This is a genomic window from Anaeromyxobacter sp. PSR-1, assembly GCF_000964525.1.
Classification (GTDB): Bacteria; Myxococcota; Myxococcia; order Myxococcales; family Anaeromyxobacteraceae; genus Anaeromyxobacter.
Window position 1 is genome coordinate 1 of record NZ_BAZG01000067.1, and the last position, 20,411, is coordinate 20,411.

At 75.9% G+C, this 20,411-nt stretch carries 16 protein-coding genes and 1 pseudogene; 11 read left to right on the plus strand and 6 right to left on the minus strand.

Annotated features, from left to right (window positions below):
• From PSR1_RS11880 to prfB, 8 genes are all read left to right on the plus strand, one after another.
• A partial coding sequence (locus tag PSR1_RS11880) for a lipopolysaccharide assembly protein LapB (protein WP_152643344.1) occupies positions 1-1,138 on the plus strand: 1,138 nt, incomplete at its 5' end.
• Positions 1,139-1,141: 3 nt separating this feature from the next.
• Positions 1,142-2,338 (plus strand): DUF4388 domain-containing protein, encoded by a 1,197-nt coding sequence (locus PSR1_RS11885; protein WP_059437784.1) that lies wholly within the window; start codon positions 1,142-1,144, stop codon positions 2,336-2,338.
• A gap of 109 nt (positions 2,339-2,447) precedes the next feature.
• Positions 2,448-3,512: a PhoH family protein gene (locus PSR1_RS11890; RefSeq protein ID WP_059437785.1), complete on the plus strand. Its 1,065-nt coding sequence runs from the start codon at positions 2,448-2,450 to the stop codon at positions 3,510-3,512.
• Between the two features lie 192 nt (positions 3,513-3,704).
• Entirely contained in the window at positions 3,705-5,957 is a 2,253-nt protein-coding gene (locus PSR1_RS11895; RefSeq protein ID WP_237757931.1) for an HD family phosphohydrolase, read from the plus strand.
• The gene (gene ybeY / locus PSR1_RS11900; protein WP_059437787.1) at positions 5,954-6,535 is read left to right on the plus strand and encodes an rRNA maturation RNase YbeY; all 582 of its coding nucleotides are present in this window, start codon (positions 5,954-5,956) and stop codon (positions 6,533-6,535) included. Before PSR1_RS11895 ends, ybeY begins: the two co-directional genes overlap by 4 nt.
• A complete protein-coding gene (locus PSR1_RS11905) occupies positions 6,436-6,813 on the plus strand; it encodes a hypothetical protein (protein WP_041453549.1) in 378 nt (125 codons plus the stop codon). Before ybeY ends, PSR1_RS11905 begins: the two co-directional genes overlap by 100 nt.
• Before the next feature lie 71 nt (positions 6,814-6,884).
• Positions 6,885-8,657 (plus strand): apolipoprotein N-acyltransferase, encoded by a 1,773-nt coding sequence (gene lnt, locus PSR1_RS11910; protein ID WP_059437788.1) that lies wholly within the window; start codon positions 6,885-6,887, stop codon positions 8,655-8,657.
• Positions 8,658-8,682: 25 nt separating this feature from the next.
• Positions 8,683-9,802 (plus strand): peptide chain release factor 2 gene (gene prfB, locus PSR1_RS11915; protein WP_237757932.1). Its coding sequence is split into 2 segments (ribosomal slippage): positions 8,683-8,751 and positions 8,753-9,802, totalling 1,119 coding nucleotides; the frame shifts between segments, so codons are not numbered across the junction.
• A gap of 16 nt (positions 9,803-9,818) precedes the next feature.
• Here prfB and PSR1_RS11920 read toward each other — a convergent pair.
• From PSR1_RS11920 to PSR1_RS11935, 4 genes are all read right to left on the minus strand, one after another.
• The gene (locus tag PSR1_RS11920; RefSeq protein ID WP_059437790.1) at positions 9,819-10,730 is read right to left on the minus strand and encodes a PilZ domain-containing protein; all 912 of its coding nucleotides are present in this window, start codon (positions 10,728-10,730) and stop codon (positions 9,819-9,821) included.
• Complete coding sequence (locus PSR1_RS11925) at positions 10,727-11,839, minus strand: type IV pilus twitching motility protein PilT (RefSeq protein WP_059437791.1); 1,113 nt, start codon at positions 11,837-11,839, stop codon at positions 10,727-10,729. The genes PSR1_RS11920 and PSR1_RS11925 overlap by 4 nt, the downstream gene beginning before the upstream one ends.
• Before the next feature lie 67 nt (positions 11,840-11,906).
• A complete protein-coding gene (locus PSR1_RS11930; protein WP_059437792.1) occupies positions 11,907-13,625 on the minus strand; it encodes an Ig-like domain-containing protein in 1,719 nt (572 codons plus the stop codon).
• Between the two features lie 189 nt (positions 13,626-13,814).
• Positions 13,815-14,486, minus strand: a complete 672-nt coding sequence (locus PSR1_RS11935) for a thioredoxin family protein (protein WP_082100229.1) — start codon at positions 14,484-14,486, stop codon at positions 13,815-13,817.
• 120 nt (positions 14,487-14,606) lie between these two features.
• Between PSR1_RS11935 and PSR1_RS11940 the strand changes: the two genes are divergently transcribed.
• The 3 genes from PSR1_RS11940 (at position 14,607) to PSR1_RS11950 (ending at position 19,309) form a co-directional block, all read left to right on the plus strand.
• Complete coding sequence (locus PSR1_RS11940) at positions 14,607-15,683, plus strand: glycosyltransferase (protein WP_059437793.1); 1,077 nt, start codon at positions 14,607-14,609, stop codon at positions 15,681-15,683.
• The gene (locus PSR1_RS11945; protein ID WP_059437794.1) at positions 15,662-17,917 is read left to right on the plus strand and encodes a glycogen debranching N-terminal domain-containing protein; all 2,256 of its coding nucleotides are present in this window, start codon (positions 15,662-15,664) and stop codon (positions 17,915-17,917) included. Before PSR1_RS11940 ends, PSR1_RS11945 begins: the two co-directional genes overlap by 22 nt.
• Before the next feature lie 471 nt (positions 17,918-18,388).
• Complete coding sequence (locus tag PSR1_RS11950; protein ID WP_059437795.1) at positions 18,389-19,309, plus strand: MoxR family ATPase; 921 nt, start codon at positions 18,389-18,391, stop codon at positions 19,307-19,309.
• A 59-nt stretch (positions 19,310-19,368) separates the two neighbouring features.
• Here PSR1_RS11950 and PSR1_RS11955 read toward each other — a convergent pair whose 3' ends face one another.
• Entirely contained in the window at positions 19,369-20,097 is a 729-nt protein-coding gene (locus tag PSR1_RS11955; RefSeq protein WP_059437796.1) for a metallophosphoesterase family protein, read from the minus strand.
• A gap of 83 nt (positions 20,098-20,180) precedes the next feature.
• Positions 20,181-20,411, minus strand: a pseudogene (locus tag PSR1_RS11960) (hypothetical protein); the annotation flags it as partial.

Here is a 20,411-nt window from a genome sequence, read left to right on the forward strand (position 1 = left end):
GCTCGGCGCGGTGCTCGCCATGCCCTGGGCCGCCGGCGAGGTGGCGCGGCTCACCGCCTGGACCGGGAGCGTGGCCGAGCGCGTCCACGAGCTCGAGCACGGCGCGGTGAGCGACGCGGAGGCGGCCCGGCTGGAGGCGTGGGCGCCGGAGTCGCCCGCGCCCGGCCCGGTGCTGGCCGCGCTGGGCCGGCACGCCAAGCGGCGCGGCGACCTCGACCGCGCCCTGCGCCTGTACCGCGAGGCCGCCGCGGCCGACCCGCGCGCGCCGGAGCTCTCGGTGAACGTCGGCAACGTGCTGTTCCTGCAGGGCGACCTGGACGGCGCGAAGGCCGCCTACCTCGCCGCGCAGGACCAGGCCGGCGGCGACCTGGTGGTGCTGGGCGCCGCGCACTACGGCCTCTCCAAGCTCTACCTGCGCACCTCCGAGATGGACAAGAGCGCGGCCGCGCGCGACAAGGCCGAGCACGAGGCCGGCGAGTACCTCCGGCGCCACGGGTCGGACGACGACTTCACCGCCAACCACTACCTCGTGGACGTCCCGGTCCCGCCGGCGCGCATCGCGGCGCTCGCCACCAGCGACGGGACGCCGGAGGCGGTGCGGCGCTGGGTCCGCGCCCGGCTGATGGGCGCGCTGCCGGCCGAGGCCTGGCCGTGGGGCGGCGCGGGGTTCCTCGCGGCGCTCTGGGCGTACGCCCTCGTGCTCCGCCGGCTCGGTCCGTCCCGTGCCTGCGCCCGCTGCGGGCGGCCGGCCTGCCGGCGCTGCGACGGCGGCGAGGGCGAGGAGTGCGGCCAGTGCGTGAACGTGTTCGCGCGCAAGGGCGTGGTGGACGCGCGCGACCGGCTGCGGAAGGAGGCGCAGGTCCGCCGCCACGAGCGGCTGGCGCGGCTCGTCACCCGTGCGCTCTCGGTGGCGGGCGCGGGCGCGGCGCAGGTCCTCGCCGGCGCCCCGGTGCGCGGCGCGCTCCTGCTCGCGGCGGTCCTCTTCCCGCTGTTCGTCGTCGGCCTCTGGCGCGGGATCATGCCGCCGCCGTACCCCTCGCCCTACGTGCTCGCGGGCAAGCTCGCCGTGGCCGTCCCCCTGGGCGTGCTCGCCTGGGCGCTCGCGCTGCGCGACGCGTTCCGCCGGACCCGGAGCTGACCGATGGCGCTCACCGGCACGCTCAAGGACTTCGGGATCGCGGAGATCCTCCAGCTCATCGGGCAGCAGGCCAAGAGCGGCGTGCTGCACCTCGAGTCGCGCGACGACGAGATCCACATCGCGCTCGCCGACGGCAACGTGGTCCGGGCCGAGTCGGCCGGGCGCAAGGCGCGCGAGCGGCTCGGCAACATGCTGGTGCGCGCCGAGGTGATCTCCAAGGAGGAGCTGGAGCAGGCGCTGGAGGTCCAGAAGCGCACGCTCCGGCGCCTGGGCGACATCCTGGTGGAGCTGGGCTTCGTCTCGCAGCAGGACCTGCGCGAGATGACGGCGCTGCAGACCACCGAGACCGTCTACCAGCTCTTCCGCTGGAAGAGCGGGACGTACGCGTTCGAGCCGGGCGAGGTGGAGTGGGACCGCGAGACCGTCTCGCCGCTCCGCGCCGAGTCGGTGCTGATGGAGGGCTTCCGCCGGGTGGACGAGTGGCCGATGATCCGCAAGCGGATCCCGTCCACCGCCATGACGTTCGAGCGCCGCCGGGCGCTCGACCCGGACGCGCCCGCCGCGCCGAAGCGGGGCGGCGACGACGTGGACGACGCGTTCGACGCGCTCGGCGAGGAGCCCACCGAGCGCCGCGGCGAGTTCGCCTCGCTCGGCGCGAACGAGCGGCGGGTGTTCGCGCTCGCGATCCCGGGGCGCACGGTCGAGCGGCTCGTGGACCTCTCGCGCCTGGGCGAGTTCGAGACCTGCAAGGCGCTCACGAACCTGCTCAACCTCGGCTACCTCGAGGCGGTCGCCCCGGCCAGCCGGGCCAAGGCGGCGGTCGGCGCGTACGCGCAGGACTGGCAGGCGCGGCTCCGGGCCGGCGCGCTGAGCGTGCTGGCGACGGTCGCGATCGCCGCGGCGCTGGCGGGGATCGCGTACTGGGTGGACGAGCGCGGCCTGGCGTGGGGCGAGCCGCCCGGCGCGGCGCGCGTGCGGGACAACGCCGCGGAGCGGTTCCTCGCGCGCTACCAGCTCGAGCGGCTGCGCGGCGCGCTCGAGGTGTACCGCCTCGAGAAGGGCGAGTACCCGGCGGCGCTCGGCGCGCTGGTGGAGGCGGGGCTGGTGGACGCGCGCGACCTGCGCCACCCCTGGGCCGAGCCCTACCACTACCGGCGCACGCAGGAGGGGCGCTTCGTGCTCCTGCCTCCGGTGGAGTAGGGCCGCGCCCATCCTCCCCTGCCGCGCGCCCGGGCGTAGATTATGAGTGCCCCGGCGGGGCGACCGCCGTCCGGACGGACGGCGGCTACGGACAACGCAAGGAGCGTCCTTGGGTCAAAGCGCGGCGGAACCCCTCAAGACGGCCAGGCTCGAGTTTCCCGACAACGACAAGGTCCGCGCCCTGTGCGGCGCGCACAACGAGCACCTCAAGCTCGTGGAGCGCCGGCTCGGGGTCCAGCTCGGGCTGCGCGGCGGCCAGGTGGTCATCGCCGCGCCCGAGGAGGCGCGGGTGCGCCTCGCCGAGTCGCTGGTGAAGGAGCTCTACGAGCTCGTCGAGGCGGGGTACCCGCTGTACCTCGAGGACGTGGACCAGGCGACGAAGCTCGCCGGCCAGGGCGTGCCGCTGAAGGAGATCTTCGGCGACACGGTGTTCGTCTCCTCGCGGCACCGCATCATCACGCCCAAGGGGCTGGCGCAGAAGCGGTACATCCAGGCCATCCGCGACGACGACATCGTGTTCGGCGTGGGGCCCGCCGGCACCGGCAAGACGTACCTCGCCATGGCGATGGCGGTGGCGTACCTGGTCGAGCGGCGGGTGAAGCGGATCGTGCTGACGCGCCCCGCGGTCGAGGCGGGCGAGCGGCTCGGGTTCCTGCCCGGCGACATCGCCGAGAAGGTGAACCCGTACCTGCGCCCGCTGCACGACGCGCTCTTCGACATGGTGGACTACGAGAAGGCGACCGCCTTCATCGAGCGCGGCACCGTGGAGGTGGCGCCGCTCGCGTTCATGCGCGGCCGCACGCTCAACGACGCGTTCATCATCCTCGACGAGGCCCAGAACACCACCGCCGAGCAGATGAAGATGTTCCTGACGCGGCTCGGCTACGGCTCGAAGGCGGTCGTCACCGGCGACGTGACGCAGGTGGACCTGCCGAGCGGCCGCGGGTCGGGCCTGATCGAGGTGCAGAAGGTCCTCCGCGGCGTCGAGGGCGTCGCGTTCTGCATGTTCTCCGAGGTGGACGTGGTCCGGCACCCGCTGGTCCAGGAGGTGGTCCGGGCCTATGACGCCTTCGAGGCCGAGCGGCGCGCCCGCACCGAGGCCGCCCGGACGGAGAAGGGCCGGCAGGGCGGGGGGGCGGGCCCGGAGACCGGCGAGCCCGGCGCGGAAGGGTAGCCCCGGAAGCGTCCCACCACCGATGGGCGGAGGGGCGGCACCTCGCCGCGTGTTCAGGGGGAAGCCCCGGTTCTCCGTTGCGCTCCTCCCACCCCGGTGCGACTCTCGCACGCCGTGTCCGGTCCCCCCTCTGACACACCCGCCGCCGGCGGCCCGCCCGCGGCCGACCGCGTCGACTGGCCCGGCCGGCTGATGCGCGCGCTGCTCGTGGCCGCCGTCGCCGCCGCGGCCGGGTGGCTGCTCGCCCCCTCGGCTGCGCACCGGCTGCCCGGCCCCGAGGCCCTCGGCACGCCCGCGCCGGCGACGATCAAGGCCGATCGCGACTACGACATCGTGGACGAGGAGGCGACCGCCCGGCGCCGCGCCGAGGCGGCCGCGGCGGAGCGCCCGGTCTACCACCAGGACGCGGGGGCCGCCGACGAGGCGGTCGCTCGCGTCCACGCCGCGTTCGAGCTGATGCGGGACGAGGAGCGGGCGCTGCGCGATGACGGCCGCGGCGCCCGGGAGGCGGCGGCCCTGGAGCGGCGCTACGCCGCGCAGCGCGACGCGTTCGTGTCGCGGCTCCAGGTCCTGGTGCGCGACGGCGACCTGGCCGCCCTCGGCACGACCCGGTTCTCCGAGGCGGCGGAGCGCCAGCTCGCGGACCTGGCGCGCGGCGCGCTCGCCGGGATGGTCATCGAGGACCGCAAGCTCCTCCCTGCCGCGCCGGACGCCGGCTTCGTGGTCCGCACGCTCCGCGGCGGGCGTCCGGAGGGCGAGCAGGCGTTCGCCGACGCCGCCCAGGTCCGCGACGTGGCCGAGGCGCGCGAGGAGCTCGCCCGCACGGCGGCCGCGCGGCTGGAGAAGGAGCCCGCGGCGGTGCGCGCGGCGCTGGCGCGCACCGCCGAGGCGATGGTGCGCCCGACGCTGGTCTACGACCAGGCCGAGACCGAGCGGCGGCGCTACGACGCGGCCGCCCGGGTGAAGCCGGTCGCCATCCCGGTGAAGCGCGGCGAGAAGATCATCGGGGACGGCGAGCGGATCGAGAAGCGCCACCTGCTCGTGTTCGACGGCATCCGCGCGCAGCGCAAGGGCGAGGACCTGGGCAGCGTCCGCGTGGGCGGCGCGGCGGTGGTGGCGCTGCTGGTGTCGCTGCTCTGGCGCTTCGCGCGCCGGAACGTGGCGCGCTTCCGGCCGGCGCGCCGCGACGCGCTGCTGCTGTCGTTGCTCTACCTGGGCTCGCTGGCGGCGGGCTTCCTCGGCTTCGCGGTGATGGACGCGCTCCACGAGCGCTTCCCGTACGTCCCCGCGGTCGCGCTGCAGTACCTGGTGCCGTTCGCGGCGGGCGCGATGATCGTCCGGCAGGTGCTGGCGGCCGAGACCGCGCTCCTGTTCGCGCTGGCCATGGGCCTCGCGGCCGGGCTGCTCGCCGGCCAGTCGCTCGCCTACGCGCTGTTCGCGACGCTCACCTCGGTCGCGGCGGCGGGCCTGGTGCGCAACAACCGCGACCGCGCCGGGCTGTTCCGCGCCGGCCTGGGGGTGGGGCTGGTCGGCGCCGCGGTGGTCGCGGCGCTCGGGCTCTACGCCGGCCGCGCCGGCGCCGAGGTGCTGCTCTCGGCCGTCGGGGCGCTGGTCGGCGGCGCGGTGCTGCTGCCGATCGCGGTGGTGGGGCTGCTGCCGGTGGTGGAGGGCGTGTTCGGCTACGTCACCGACGTGAAGCTGCTCGAGCTCGCCAACCTGAACCACCCGGCGCTGAAGGAGCTCATCGTCCAGTCGCCCGGCACCTACCACCACTCGATCCTGATGGGCTCGCTGGTGGAGGCGGGCGCGCAGGCCATCGGCGCGAACCCGCTGCTGGCGCGGGTGTGCGCCTACTACCACGACCTCGGGAAGATCCGGAACCCGCTCTACTTCGCCGAGAACCAGCGCGGCGGCGAGAACCGGCACGACGCGCTGGCGCCCTCCATGAGCGCGCTCATCGTGAAGCGCCACGTGACCGACGGCCTGGAGCTGGCGCGCCACTGGCGCCTGCCGCGGGTGGTCCAGGACGCGATCGCGCAGCACCACGGGACGCGCCACGTCGGGTACTTCTGGGGCAAGGCGCAGCGCCTGGCGGAGGAGGGTGGGGGCCGCGCCGCGCCGCTCGACGAGGCCCTGTTCCGCTACCCCGGCCCGAAGCCGCAGACGCGCGAGGCGGCGCTCGTGATGATCGCCGACGCGTGCGAGGCCTCGGCGCGGGCGCTGGAGGACCCCACCGCGGACTCGCTGCGCGCGCTGGTGGGCAAGCGCATCAACGAGGTGTTCGGGGAAGGGCAGCTCGACGAGTGCGCGCTGACGCTGCGCGACCTGAACGCCATCTCCGGCGCGATGGTGCGGGCGCTGGAGGCCATCTACCACACGCGCCCCGAGTACCCGGACCGGCGCCGCGACGAGGGACCGGCGGTGCACCTGGTGGCCAAGCCGTGATCGTCCGCCTGACCTCCGAGCACCCCGGCGGTGCCCGCGCCGCCCGACGGCTCCGGGCGCGCGCCGCCGCGTTCCTGGCCGCCCTGGGGCGTGAGGACGCCGAGCTCTCCATCCTGCTCGTGACCGATCGGCGCATCCGCACGCTCAACCGGGAGTGGCGCGAGAAGGACCAGGCCACCGACGTGCTGTCGTTCCCGATATCGGAGCCGCCGGGCGCTGGGGCGCTGCTGGGCGACGTGGTAATCTCGCTCGACACCGCCGCGCGGAGGGCGCGGTCCGACGGTCGGCGGGTGGGCGCCGAGCTGGACCGCTACCTCGCGCACGGGATCCTGCACCTGCTCGGCTACGACCACGAGCGGCCCGCGGACGCCCGGGCGATGGCGGAGAAGGAAGCGGAGCTCGCGCGGGCGGAGGGGCTCGTCGGGGCGGCGCTCCGTGAAGGCCGGCGCCAGGGGCGCGCCGGCGAGGCAAAGGACCGATGGACCCGTTCGCCGACATCGATCTCGACTCCGAGTCGGTCTGGCTCGACGGCGCGTGGTTCACGCGCGAGGACCTCGCGCGGCGGATCAAGGACATGATCGAGGCGGGCGACTTCCGCGTGTCGCGGCCCAGCCAGGCGCTGGAGCGGCTGGAGGCGGCGCTCGCCCAGGCGCGGGTGGTGCCGGTCCGCATGCCGGCAGACCTCGCCGAGGCCATGACCGCCACCGCGTCGCGGCTCGGGCGGCCGGTCGGCCACCTGGTGCGCGAGGCGGTCGCGTACTACCTCGCCGCCGCCGAGGCGTACGGCGCCGCGCAGGCGCAGCAGGCGGAGGCGCCGGACGGCCCGGAGGGCGGGCCCGGCGGGAAGGTCCGCTGACCGGGCGCCGCCGGCCCGCCGACGCCAGGATCCCCGGTGCGCCGCGGCCCCCGCCGCCGCAGGAACGCTCGATGAAGCGCCTCTCCCCCTACCTCCTCGCGATCGCCTCCGGGCTCGCGCTCGCGCTGGCGCTGCCGCTGGTGGTGCCGTTCCTCTCGATCCGGGAGGTGGACCCCGCCGGCCGGCTGGAGCTCGTCGCCTGGGTGGCGCTCGTGCCCGCGTTCGTGGCGCTGCGGCGCGCGCGCGGCGCGTGGCAGGCGGCCCGCCTCGGCCTGGCGGCCGGCCTCGCCTACTTCTTCGCGGCCATCTACTGGGTCTCGCACGCGATGACCGCGTTCGGCGGCCTCTCGCTCGCGTTCTCGGTGTTCGCCCTGTCGCTGCTGGTGCTGTACATGGCGGCGCACTGGGCCGGCGCGTTCGCGGTGGCGCAGCGCGTCCGCGCGCGGCTGGGCTGGCCGGCGTGGGCGGTGCTCCCGCCGGTGTGGGTCGCGTTCGAGCTGTCCCGCAACTACCTGTTCTCCGGGTTCCCCTGGGCGAACGTGGGCTACACGCAGGCGCGCACGCCGGCGGTGGCGCAGCTCGCGGCGGCGACGGGCGTGTACGGGATCGCGGCGCTGGTGGTGCTGGTGAACGCGGTGCTGGCCGAGGCGCTCGAGGCCCGGCGCGAGCGGCGGCCGCTCCCGCGGCGGGCGCTGGCCGGGACCGCGGCGCTGGTCGCGGCGGTGGTGGCGGGCGGCGCGCTGCGCGTGCGCGCCGTGCGCGCCGAGGCCGCCGCGGCGCCGTCGATCACGGTGGGCGTGGTGCAGCCGAACGTGGACCAGTCGGTGAAGAACGCGGCGCGCAACCACCGCGAGCAGATCCTGGCGCGCCTGGTGCCGCCCACGGTGGAGGCGGACCGCGCCGGCGCCGACCTGGTGGCGTGGCCGGAGGCGGCCTACCCGCTGTACGTGGCGCCCGACATCCGGAGCTTCGCGACGCCCGCCGCCGGGCTGCCGCCGCTCGAGCGCGCGCACGTGCTGCTCGGGGCCACCACGGTGGAGTGGACCCGCGGCGCGGGCGGCGAGCGCGTGCCGCGCGTCGGGAACGCGCAGTTCATGGTCTCCCCCGGGCGGCAGGTGCTCGGGAAGTACCTGAAGCACCACCTGGTGCCGTTCGGCGAGTACGTGCCGCTGCAGCGCTGGCTGCCGTTCATCGGGCACCTGGTGCCGAGCCTGGCGCCCATCGAGCCGGGGCGCGAGCTCGCGGTGCTCGAGTTCCCGCTGGCCGGCGCGCCGGCCGCCGGGCCCGCGCTCGCCTCGGCCGTCCCCGGCGCCTCCCCGGCCGCGGCCCCGGAGGCTGCGCCCGCGCCCGCCGGGCCGGTCCGCGTCGCGCCCATGATCTGCTACGACGCGATCTTCCCGGAGATCAACGTGGCCTTCGCGCGCCGCGACCCGGAGCCGGAGCTGCTGGTGAACCCCACCAACGACGCCTGGTACGGCTACTCGTCCGGCCCGTACCAGTTCCTCTCCATCGTGCGGATGCGCGCCATCGAGGCGCGGCGCGCGGTGGTCCGGCCCGCCTACGCCGGCGTCTCGGCGGTGATCCTGCCCACCGGCGAGCTGGCGCCGGGCGCGCTGGACGTGGGCCCGGTGGATCCCGAGCTGGCGCCGGACCCGGAGGAGCCCGCGCGCCTGCTGCTCGCCCGCGTCCCGCGGTTGCGGGGGCGCACGCTCTACACTACAGTCGGCGACCTCTTCGCCTGGGCCAGCGCGCTCCTCGCCGCCGCCGCCCTGGCGGCCACCCACCCCGCGCTCGCCCGCCGCGTGCGCCGGGGGGGCCGGGACGGCCGGAGCGCCGCCGCGTAGCGAAGGAACCCGGAGGACCCGAGCCATGGCTTCCCCCACCGCCGAGCGCATCGCCGAGCTCACCCGCCGCCTGGAGGCGCTCCGGGGGTCGCTTTGACGTCGAGCGGAAGGAGCTGAGGGTCGCGGAGATCTCCAAGCTCTCCGAGGACCCGGCGTTCTGGACCGACAACGTCAAGGCCCAGGCGCTGCTCAAGGAGAAGGCCCAGCTCGAGCAGGTGACCCAGGCCTGCGCCGCGGTTCGCCGCGCGCTCGACGACGCCCAGGCGCTGAACGAGCTCGCCGAGGAGGCGCGCGACGAGGCCACCCGCGCCGAGGCGGCCCAGGCCGCCGAGGCGGTGGGCCGCCAGCTGGAGGGGCTCGAGCTGCAGAAGATGCTCTCCGGCCCGCACGACGCGGCCGGCGCGATCGTCGAGGTGAAGAGCGGCGCGGGCGGCGTGGAGGCGATGGACTGGGCCGCCATGCTGTACCGGATGTACGTGCGCTACTGCGAGCGGCGCGGCTGGGAGGTCGAGCCGGCCGACCTGGTCGCGGGCGAGGAGGCCGGGATCAGCTCCGCCTCGTTCATCGTGCGCGGCGATCACCCGTACGGCTGGCTCAAGGCGGAGCGCGGCGTGCATCGGCTGGTGCGCATCAGCCCGTTCGACCAGAACGCGCGCCGCCAGACCAGCTTCGCGGCGGTGGACGTGACCCCGGAGATCGAGGACGACATCGTCATCGACATCAAGGAGGCCGACGTCCGCATCGACACCTACCGCTCCTCGGGCGCCGGCGGGCAGAAGGTGAACAAGACCGACTCGGCCGTGCGCATGACGCACCTGCCCACCGGCATCGTGGTGGCGGTGCAGAACGAGCGCAGCCAGCAGAAGAACCGCAGCGTGGCCTGGAAGATCCTGCGCGCCAAGCTCTACGACCTCGAGGAGAAGAAGCGCGCGGCCGCGCGCGACGCCGCCGAGGCGCTGAAGAAGGACATCGACTTCGGCTCGCAGATCCGCAGCTACGTGCTGCAGCCCTACCAGATGGTGAAGGACCTGCGCACCGGGGTGGAGACGGGCAAGGTGGACGACGTCCTGGACGGCGACCTCGACCCGTTCATCCAGCCCTACCTGATGGGCGTGCGGCGCACCGACCGCGCCGTGGACGAGTGACCCCGGCCCGGCGCCGCTAGCGCGGCGTGTAGACGATGGGCTGGCGCGCGAGCGTGAAGCGGTCGATCGCGTCCACCGCCCAGCCCGGCAGCCCGAGCAGCTTCACGCCGCAGCCGGACGGCTGCCGCCCGGTGGTGGCGCTCTTCTCGCGCACGAACGCGACCTCGCCCTCGAGGTCCAGCTTGCGGCCGTCGGCGAGGCCGAGCCGCACCTGCAGCCGGGTGCCGACCGCCGGGGGCAGCGCCGTGGCGATGAAGACGCCGCCGGAGTCCACCCGGCGGGTCGCGCCCACGTAGAAGTTGTGCTCCGAGACGAGGCTCACGTTCACCTCGACGCGGGTGACGGTGGCGCGCGCCTTCGGCTCGTCCACCAGCTCCTCGTCGATGAGGGCCATCAGGTCCACGGAGGGCGGGCGCGGCCGCGCCGGCGGCGGATCGGGGATGAGCACCGAGGCGGACGCGCGCAGCACGTCGGCCGGCGTCGCCCCCGGGGGCGGCGCGGCCGGCGCCGGCAGGGGCGGGTGCGGCGGGGGCGGGGGCGGGGCGCTGCCCGGCAGCCGCTCCATCACCACGAGCGGGCGCGAGAGCACCTCGGCGCGCGCCAGGGCGCGCTCCGCGCCGGCCACCGCGGCGAGCGGCTCCACGATCTCGCGCGACGGCGCGACCATCACCACCCGCACGCCCACGCGCGCGGCGCTGGCGGCGGTGGTGAGCGCGGCGCCCCAGGTGCCGTCCGGCACCGCGGGGAGCAGCAGCACCACCGTGTGCGGGGCGGCGGCGCGCACGAACGCCTCGAGCTCCCCGGGGCCGGGGAGGCAGTAGACCGCGTGCCCCGCACGCTCGAGGTGCAGGTGCAGCGCGATGGAGACGTCGGCGTCCGAGCCCACCACCAGAACGCGCGACGCCGCTGGGGCGCCGGCGGCGATCACGCGGGACGGCCTCCCGTCTCCATCATGATCCGCCGCTCCAGGTCGGCGCGGTGGGTCGCGTTCGCCAGCGCGGTGTCGAGGCCGATGCGCTTCGCCTCGTGCAGGCGGTACAGGTACTGGTCGAAGCTGTGCATCCCCAGGTCGGCGCCGGCGGTGTCCATGTACGTGCGCAGCTCGTTGATCTTGGAGCCGTCGCGGATCAGCTCGCGCACGCTGGTGGTGGCGAGCAGCGACTCGACCGCGGGGATGAGCCCGGTGGCGTCGGCGCGCATGAGCAGCCGGAGCGCGATGACCGCCTGCAGGTTGTCGGCGAGCCGCGCCCGGACGCTGTCCTGCTCGTCGGCCGGGAACAGGCCCACGATGCGCCCGACCGCGCGGGGCACGTCGGGCGTGTGCAGCGAGGTGATGACCAGGTGTCCCGTCTCCGCCGCCTTGAGGCAGATGTCGGCCGCCTCGCGGTCGCGCAGCTCGCCCACCATGATGATGTCCGGGTCCTGCCGGAGGGCGGCCCGCAGCGCGTCGCTGTAGCTGGCGGTGTCCGAGCCCACCTCGCGCTGGATCACCAGCCCCTTGCCGCCCGCGAAGATGAACTCGATCGGATCCTCGACCGTGATGACGTGCAGCCGCTCCTGCTGGATGATGGTGTTGATGATGCTGGCGATGGTGGTGGACTTGCCGTTCCCGGTGGCGCCGGTCACGCAGATGAGCCCGCGGCGCGCCTCGGCGATGGTGCGGATGACGGGCGGCAGGTTGAGCGTGTCGAAGTCCGGGATCTGGAACGGGATGGTGCGCATCACCGCGCCCCAGCTGCCGCGCTGCTTGAAGATGGACGCGCGGAAGCGGGACACCCCGGGCAGCGAGTAGCTGCGGTCCACCTCGCGGAAGTCGAGCGGCGTGAACCCGGAGCCCGGGGCCTGGAGGACGAAGTTCGCGATCGCCTCCGTGTCCGCATGCGTGAGCGGCGGGTACTTCGCCGCCAGCAGCTCCCCGAACACCCGGTAGGTGGGCGGATAGCCCACCTCGAAGTGCACGTCGCTCGCCTGGCGCTTCACGGCGAGCTGCAGGAACGAGTGGAACAGCTCCTCGCTGAGCGGACCCTGTCCTTCCATAAGACGGCGAGTCTAGCGTCAACCGGTGGGCGCGGCCAGCAAGCTCGCTGGCCGCGCCCCGGGTCGCTCAGCGGACGGTGCCGTCGGCCCGGCCCTTCCGGCCGGCGCGGTTCGCCTGGATGGTCACCGACCCGGCCCGGAGCCCGGTCACCACGCCGCCCCGGGAGACGGTCGCGATGGACTTGGCGCTGGAGCTCCAGACGCTCTGCCGCGTGACGTCGAGGGTGCTGCCGTCGCTGAACGTGCCGGTGGCGGTCAGCTGCGCGGTCCCGCCCACCCCCACGTCGAACGGGGACGGCGTCACCGCCACCGAGACGAGCCGGGCCGAGCCCACCGTCAGCGTCGCCTCGCCGGTCACGCCGCCCAGCCCCGCCGTGATCCGGGTGGTCCCGGGCGCCACGCCGGTCGCGGTGCCCGCGCCGGTCCCGGTGGCCACCACGGTCGCGATGGCCGGATCGGCGCTGATCCAGACGGCGCTCCCCGTCAGGTCGTGCGTCGAGCCGTCGCTGTAGGTGCCGGTCGCCCGGAACCGGACCTGGTAGCCCGCGGGCACCGACGCCGTGCCGGGCGTCACCGCGATGGCCTGGAGCACCGCCGCGCGGACCGTCACCGCCGCCGACGCGGTCCGGCCGAACAGGGTCGCGCTGACGGTCGCGTCGCCGGCGGAGAGCGCGCTGACGAGCCCCTCGCTGCCGGGCGCGTTGGAGGCGGCGGCCACCGCCGCGTCGGAGGACACCCACGCGACCTGCGCCGTCAGGTCCTGGGTCGAGCCGTCGGAGAACGTGCCGGTGGCGGAGAGCGCGCCGGAGAGCCCGACCGGCAGGTCGAGCGCGGCCGGGGACACCGCGAGGCCGGTGAGCTCGGCCGCGGTGACCGTCACCGCCCCCGAGCTGGTCAGGCCGCCGAAGGCCGCCGTGATCGTGGCGGTGCCCTCGGCCGCCCCGGTGGCCACCACGCCCTCCGGGCCGGGCGCCGAGAGCGTCACCTCGGGCCCGCTGGCGGCCCAGGCCGCCTGCGCGGTGAGGTCCGCGGAGGTGCCGTCGGAGTACGTGGCCACCACGGTGAACGCCGTCGAGGTGCCGCGGGCCAGGGTGGCGGCGCCCGGGTACAGGTCGAGCGCCTCGAGCGTGGCGGCGGTCACGCTGACGGTGGTCGCGCCGCTCACGCCGTCCAGCGTGGCCGAGACGGCCGCGTCCCCGGGCGCGAGCGGGTGCACCAGGCCGGGCGAGGGGACCGCGGCGGTCGCCGGGGCCGCGCTCTCCCAGGCCGCCTCCGCGGTCACGTCGCGCGCGCTGCCGTCGGAGAACAGCCCGGTCGCGGCGAGCTGCAGGTCGGCGCCGAGCGGCAGGCTCGGGAACGGCGGGGTGACGACGATCGACTGGAGGACGGCCGAGGTCACCGTCACCTCGGCCGCGCCGCGCAGCCCGGACCAGCGCGCGCCCACGGTCGCCGCGCCGGGCGCGACGCCGGTGACCTCGCCCGCGGTCACCGCGGCGGTGGCCGGCGCCGAGGACTCCCAGGCGGCGGCGGCGGTGACGTCGCGCTTCGAGCCGTCGGAGTAGGTGGCGATGGCGGTGAGCCGCTCGGTGAAGCCGGCCGCGAGCGTGGTGGCCGCCGGCGACACCGAGATCGACCTCGGGACCGGCGCGCCGCCGGCCGGATCCTGCGGCGCGGGCGGCGCGGACGTGCCGCCGCCGGACGAGCAGGCCGCGAGCGCCGCGGCGGCGATCGCGAGCGTGGCGAGGCGCGCGGCGTGCGCGCGCCGGAAGGCGGACTTCGGCTGCATGGATCCCCCGATCCTCGAGCCAGGCTGCCCGGGTCCCCCGACCCGGCGCGGCGAGGCTGCAGGGGATGCTGCCAGGGGAGCGGGCGCCCGGCCACCCGCGCGACCGCGGGACGCGCGATCGCGGCACGCACCAAGGCGGCAGGGGTGCAGGTGCGCGACCGCCGCGGCGCGGGCGGCGCCCGCCGCCGATCAGGCCGGCACGCCGGCCGCCCGGAGCACGTGCGCCACGAACTCGTCCTCGGGGACGGCGCCGACGAACTCCTCGACGTCGTTCACGATCGTCTTGGGCACGCCCATCACCTGGTACCGCGCCGCGAGGTCGGGGAACTCCTGAGCCTCGATGGCGTCGGCGACGACGTGGGCGCTCTCCACCGCGATGGCATGGGCCAGACCGGCCGCCTGGGGACAGTACGGTCAAGTGGGCGTGAAGAACACCTTGATGTGGACGGGGCGTGAAATCCGGGCGAGCGCCTCCCGCGAGGCGGGCGACAGCCCGGACTCGCCGCGCGAGACGTCGATGATGCCGTTGACGAGGTTCGGGAACTCGTGGCCGGCGGGCGCGCCGAGGTAGCGCACGCGCCCGCGCGCCGCGCCGGAGAGGAGGGTGAGCGGGCCGGCCTCGTCGGGCGCCAGCCCGAGCGCCTCGCGCTGCTCGGGGGTGGGCAGGTCCAGGTACTCGAAGGCGAGCTTCGGCGAGAGCGCCGCCACCTCCTCCAGCAGCTGGCGGATCTGCGGGGTGAGGTCCCGCGCCGGCGGCGCGAGGGCGCTCGGACCGACGAGCGTCAGCTTGACGTCGCCCTGCAGCGCGCCCTCCAGCTCCTTGCGGATCTGCTCGGCGTCGTCCTTCCCGATGAGCCCCATGTCACCTCCGCGCGGCCTCCGGGCCGCGAGCGTCGTTACCTAGCGCCGGGCCGCCGCCGGCGCACGCGCCCGGGCGCTCGGCGGTGGTCCGCGCCGGGTGCCGGACCTAGCTTGCACATCGTGCACGTCGCCATCGTCTCGACTCCGTTCGTGGCGGTGCCGCCCCCGGGCTACGGCGGGACCGAGCTGGTGGTGGACGCGCTGGCCCGCGCGCTGGTGCGGGCCGGCCACCGCGTGGCCGTGTTCGCGACCGGCGACTCCCGCGCGCCCGGGCTCCGCGCGACCTTCGAGGCGCCGGTCTGGCCGCCCGAGCCCTACGCCGGGCTGCTCCACTGCCGCGACGCCGCGGCGGAGATCGCCCGCGGCGGCTTCGACGTGGTGCACGCGCACCTCCCGGCCATGCTCGCGTTCACCGGCGCGCTGCCCGCGCCGGTGGTCTACACCGTGCACCACGCGCCCGATGCGGCGCTCACGCGGTTCTACGCGCGCGTGCCGGCGGTGCTGCGCGTCGCCATCTCGCGGCGCCAGGCCGAGCTGTCGTCCCCGCCCGCGCACCGGGTGATCCACCACGGCCTCGACCCGGACCTCTACCCGGACGCGGGGGAGGGCGACGGCGGCGGCGGCGCGTTCTTCCTGGGCCGGCTGGCCTGGTGCAAGGCGCCCGAGCTGGCGGTGGAGGCGGCGCGGCGGGCCGGCCTGCGCATCGACGTGGCCGGCGACCTGCACGAGGGCGACGCGCACCCCGAGGGATGGGACGACGAGGTGCTCGCGCCGGCCCTGGCCGCGCCGCACGTCGCCTGGACGCGGCGCGCCGGCCTCGCCGAGAAGCGCCGCCTGCTCGCCCGCGCCCGCGCGCTGCTCGTGCCGCTGCGCTGGGAGGAGCCGTTCGGGCTGGTGATGATCGAGGCGCTGCTGGCGGGCTGCCCCGTGATCGCGTTCCCGCTGGGCGCCGCGCCGGAGATCGTGGTGGACGGGGCCGACGGGTTCCTGGTGCGCACCGCGGCGGAGATGGCGGCGGCGCTCCGGCGCGCGGCGGGGCTCGACCGGCGGGCCATCCAGCGGCGCGCGCGCGAGCGGTTCTCGGCGGACCGGATGGCGGCGGACTACGTCGCGGCGTACCGGGCTGCCGCGCGCGCCCAGCCGGCGCCGGCCGATGCCGTGGACGAGGGGGGAGGATGGACGACCGCGGCGCCGTGACGGCGCGTCCGGAGGAGCTGCTCGGCTACGCCGATCCGTCCGACCGCCCGGAGGCGACCGGGGTCGACAAGCTCGTCCTGAAGCGCGGCAACCTGTTCCTGGTGGCGAACCGGCTCGGGGACGTGACGCCCGCCGGCGCGCGGGACCTCGGCCTGTTCCTCACCGACACCCGCCACCTGTCCGCCTGGCGCATGTCGGTGTCGGGCGGCCCGCCGCTCTGCCTGTCCTCGCAGGTCTCCTCGGACTACGTGGCGCAGGTGGACTTCACCGTCACCAGCCTGCACGAGGGCGACCTGCTCGGCCGCGAGCCGCTCAACTACGTCCACCTCCGCCGCGACATGCTCATCGACGACGTGCTGGTGGATCGGCTGGTGCTCACCAACTTCCAGGGCCGGGCGGTGGACGCGTGGATCGCGCTGGAGTGGGCGGCCGACTTCGCCGACGTCTTCGAGATCCGGGGCGCCCGCCGCCGCGAGCGCGGCACGTACCACGCGCCGCGGGTGGAGCGCGACCAGGTGGTGCTGCGCTACGACGGCCGCGACGGCCGGCGCTACGCCACCGAGGTGCGGGTCCGCGGGGTGGGGCCGGACGGGGCGCCGGCGGCGCTGGCCTCGCTCGACGGCCGCGGCGCCCGCGTCGCGCTGCACCTCGAGCCGGCCGAGCACGTGGAGGTGCACTTCGCGGTGGCGGCCGGCATCGACCGGGGCGCGCCGGGCCGCGCCCGCGGCCTCGACGAGGAGCGGCCGGTCCCGCCGGCGGCGCCGCGGCCCTTCGCGTCGCGCGCCTCCGCCACGCACGAGGCGTACTCGGCCTACGCGGCGCAGGCCACCCGGTTCGTCGCCTCGAACGACCTGTTCACCTCGGCGCTCGAGCAGGCGGTCGCGGACCTGAAGGCGCTCACCGTCTACCACTTCGGCGCGCCGGTCATCTCCGCCGGCATCCCCTGGTACACCTGCCCGTTCGGCCGCGACGCGCTCATCACCGGCTACGAGGCGCTCGTCGCGCAGCCCGAGGTGGCGCGCGACGCGCTCCGCTTCCTGGCCCGGCTCCAGGGCGAGCGCGACGACCCGACCCGCGACGAGGAGCCCGGCAAGATCCCGCACGAGATCCGCTTCGGCGAGATGGCGGCCGCCGGCGAGGTGCCGCACACGCCGTACTACGGCTCGGTGGACTCGACGCCGCTGTTCCTGGTGCTGCTCTCCGAGTACGACCTGTGGACCGACGACCACGAGACCGTGGAGGCGCTGCTCCCCGCGGCGGAGCGCGCGCTCGCGTGGATGGACCGCTGGGCCGATCCCGACGACGACGGGCTGGTGGAGTACCAGCGGCGCACGCCGCAGGGGCTGCGCAACCAGGGCTGGAAGGACAGCCACGACGGCGTGCCGTTCGCGGACGGGACGCCCGCCGAGCCGCCCATCGCGCTGGTGGAGGTGCAGGGCTACTGCATCGACGCGCGCCGGCGCATGGCCGCGCTGCTCCGGCGAATGGGGCGGCGCTCCGAGGCGCAGGCGCTGGTGGCGGCGGCGCGGCTGCACGCGGAGCGGCTGGAGGGGCGCTACTGGATGGAGGGGAAGGGGACCTACGCCATCGCGCTCGACCGCGACGAGCGCCAGGTGGACGCGGTCACCTCCAACCCGGGGCACCTGCTGTTCTCGGGCGCGATCTCCGACGCGCGCGCGCGCCAGGTGGCGGCCTCGCTGCTCGGGCGCGAGTCGTGGAGCGGGTGGGGCATCCGGACGCTCGCGGCCGGCCAGCGCGCCTACAACCCGCTCAGCTACCACGACGGCACGGTCTGGCCGCACGACAACGCGCTCTGCGCCATGGGCATGTCCGCCTACGGCATGACCCGGCAGGCGGGCCAGGTGCTGACCGGGCTCTGGGACGCGGCGCAGCACTTCCGGCAGCTCCGCATGCCCGAGCTGTTCTGCGGGCTCTCGCGCGCGGCGGGGCAGTTCCCGGTGAGCTACCCGGTGGCCTGCTCGCCGCAGGCCTGGTCCTCGGCGGCGTGGTTCCTGCTCGTGCGGGCCGTGCTCGGCCTGCACGCGGACGCGCCGCGCCGGACGCTGCGCGTGGTGCAGCCCTGGCTGCCGCCCTGGCTCGACGAGCTGGTGCTGCACGGGCTCCGCGTCGGGCCAGCCCGGGCCAGCCTGCGGTTCACCCGCGGCAAGGCGAACGCGTTCGCCGAGGTGCTGGAGATCCAGGGCGGCGACCTGAAGGTGCGGATCGAGGTGTGAGCCGGCCGGCGCGCATCGCGGCACGAGCCCGGAGATGAAGCGGGCCGCGCTCGCGCGCGGCCCCGCCGGCGCACCTGCGCCGGGCACCACCACAGCGTTGTCCGCCGCGCGTCCCGCAGGACGGCTGCGGCGGTGGAGAGGATCGAGCGGCCGGCCTCGCTTCGATCAGGACGTACGACGGGAGCTGGGCCCCGCGCTTCGAGCGTTTGGCAGGAGCTTCGTCATGGCGGGGTCCGTGGCCGGCCTCCGGCGGGACTCGGGCTCCCCGGCTACAATCCGCGTGCCGCGGCCCGCCGGGCGGTCGCCGGCCGTGAAATCCGGCGATTGCGCGCGCCCGGGCCGGGACGGGGCTGTAATTCGGTGCGTCGCAGGCGACAGGAGGGTCCGGCGCAGGCGCCAGGAGCGTTCCGCTCGCCCCGCCCCCGGCACGGGGTTAGGCTTGGCGGGCCGCCGGGGTGCGGCGGAGGGGCGATGTTCGGATCACTCGACGAGGTGTCCGCGAAGCTGGCCGAGGCGGGGTACCTGCCGTCGCGCGAGATCGCGACGGCGGTCTACCTGGCGGACCGGCTCGAGAAGCCCGTCCTGGTCGAGGGCCCCGCCGGCGTGGGCAAGACCGAGCTGGCGCACGCGTTCGCGCGGGCGGCCGGCCGCACCCTGATCCGGCTGCAGTGCTACGAGGGCCTGGACGAGTCCAAGGCGCTGTACGAGTGGGAGTACGCGAAGCAGCTCCTGTACACGCAGCTGCTCAAGGACCGGATCGGCGCCGCCGTGGAGGGCGCCGGCAGCCTGGCCGAGGCGGCCGACCGGATCGCGGGCGAGGGGAACGTGTTCTTCAGCGAGCGGTTCCTGGTGCCTCGCCCGGTGCTGCGCGCGCTCACCAGCGAGACCCCGGCGCTGCTCCTGGTGGACGAGATCGACAAGGCCGACCCGGAGTTCGAGGCCTTCCTGCTGGAGGTGCTCTCGGACTGGGCGGTGACCGTGCCGGAGCTCGGCACGGTCCGCGCGCGCCAGGTGCCGCGGGTGGTGCTCACCTCCAACGCGGCCCGGGATCTCTCCGACGCGCTGAAGCGGCGCTGCCTCCACCTGTTCATCGACTTCCCGGCGCGCGAGCGGGAGCTGGCCATCGTGCGCGCCCGCGTCCCGGAGGCCTCCGAGGCGCTGGCGCGCTCGGTGGTGGCGACCGTCCAGAAGCTCCGCACGCTCGACCTGAAGAAGGCGCCGTCGATCTCCGAGACGCTGGACTGGGTGCGCGCCCTCGCGATCCTGAACGCCGAGCGGCTCGACGCGGCGCTGCTCGACCAGACGCTCAACCTCGCGCTCAAGTACGAGGCCGACGTGGCGCTCGCCCGCGACCGCAAGGGCGAGCTCGCCGCGGCGGCGCAGCTCGGCTAGGCGGAGCGCGCGGCGAGGCGGCGGCGCGCGGCGAGGCGGCGGCGGCACGCCCCGTCAGCTCAATCATCCTGCTCGGGCGTCGCCTTCCGCTGGCGGGAGGGGACCTGGACGCGCTCGCCGCCCGGCAGCGCAAGCGCGGTGAGCTTCCCGCCGTAGACGCACCCGGTGTCGATGCCGACGCACCGGACGCCGGGGGCCGGCTCGTCCACCACCACCTCGTCGCGCGCGTGGTGGCCGTAGACCACCGAGTGCGGGCCGGTCCACCGCTCCGCCCAGCGCACCACGCCCGGCTCGCCGCCGTGCTCGCGCGACACCGGCTTGCCGGTGGCGTCGAGGAAGCGCAGCCGGATGAGCCAGTCCGGCGGCTGGCGCGAGAGCGGGCGGCCCGGCAGCAGCCCCCCGTGCACGGCGAGCCACCGGCCGTCGAGCCGGAGCGCGCGCGGCAGCGAGGCCATCCAGGCCAGGTCGTCGGGCGAGAGCCGCAGGTGCTCCTCGGTGCGCCTCGGGTCGAGCCGGACCGGGTTCCGGTGGTGCGGGTCCTCGCGGCGGCGCGCCTCGTGCGCCGCGTACCGGAGGTGCTTCTCCTCGTGGTTCCCGAGCAGGCAGTCGGCCCCGAGCGCGCGGACGCGGCGGACCACGCCCACCGGATCCGGGCCGCGGTCCACCAGGTCCCCCAGGAACACCAGCCGGTCCCGCGCCGGCTCGTACCGCGCGGCCGCGAGCAGGTCCTCGAGCTCCGCCAGGCAGCCGTGCACGTCGCCGACGACGAGGGTGCGCGAGGGGGCCATGGCGGGCGCAGTGTACCCCGCGGCCGGGCGGCGCCGGGAACGGACGTCGGTGTTTCGCCCGCGCTCCACGCGAACGGGCGGCGCTATCGCGGCTGGGGCCCGGTCCGGCCCTGGACCGAGGTGGCGCGCGCGGGGCGGGGGGCGAGGTCCCCCGGGGACGGCGGGGGGTCGAACCAGCCGCCGTAGCCGGCGTCGATGACCTCGTCGTCGAGGGTGCCCCCCGCGCTCCGGGCGGCGACGCGCCACTCCCCCGCCACGCGGGCCACCAGGTACTCGCTCACCGAGCTCGCGAGCGAGGGGGCGCCCGACGCGCG

Coding starts and splice junctions, on each gene's coding strand:
- PSR1_RS11885 (WP_059437784.1), top strand. CDS start 1,142: ATGGCGCTCACCGGCACGCTCAAGGACTTCGGGATCGCGGAGATCCTC.
- PSR1_RS11945 (WP_059437794.1), top strand. CDS start 15,662: ATGGACGACCGCGGCGCCGTGACGGCGCGTCCGGAGGAGCTGCTCGGC.
- lnt (WP_059437788.1), top strand. CDS start 6,885: ATGAAGCGCCTCTCCCCCTACCTCCTCGCGATCGCCTCCGGGCTCGCG.
- PSR1_RS11925 (WP_059437791.1), bottom strand. CDS start 11,839: ATGGAAGGACAGGGTCCGCTCAGCGAGGAGCTGTTCCACTCGTTCCTG.
- PSR1_RS11930 (WP_059437792.1), bottom strand. CDS start 13,625: ATGCAGCCGAAGTCCGCCTTCCGGCGCGCGCACGCCGCGCGCCTCGCC.
- PSR1_RS11895 (WP_237757931.1), top strand. CDS start 3,705: ATGCGCGCGCTGCTCGTGGCCGCCGTCGCCGCCGCGGCCGGGTGGCTG.
- PSR1_RS11950 (WP_059437795.1), top strand. CDS start 18,389: ATGTTCGGATCACTCGACGAGGTGTCCGCGAAGCTGGCCGAGGCGGGG.
- PSR1_RS11905 (WP_041453549.1), top strand. CDS start 6,436: ATGGACCCGTTCGCCGACATCGATCTCGACTCCGAGTCGGTCTGGCTC.
- PSR1_RS11955 (WP_059437796.1), bottom strand. CDS start 20,097: ATGGCCCCCTCGCGCACCCTCGTCGTCGGCGACGTGCACGGCTGCCTG.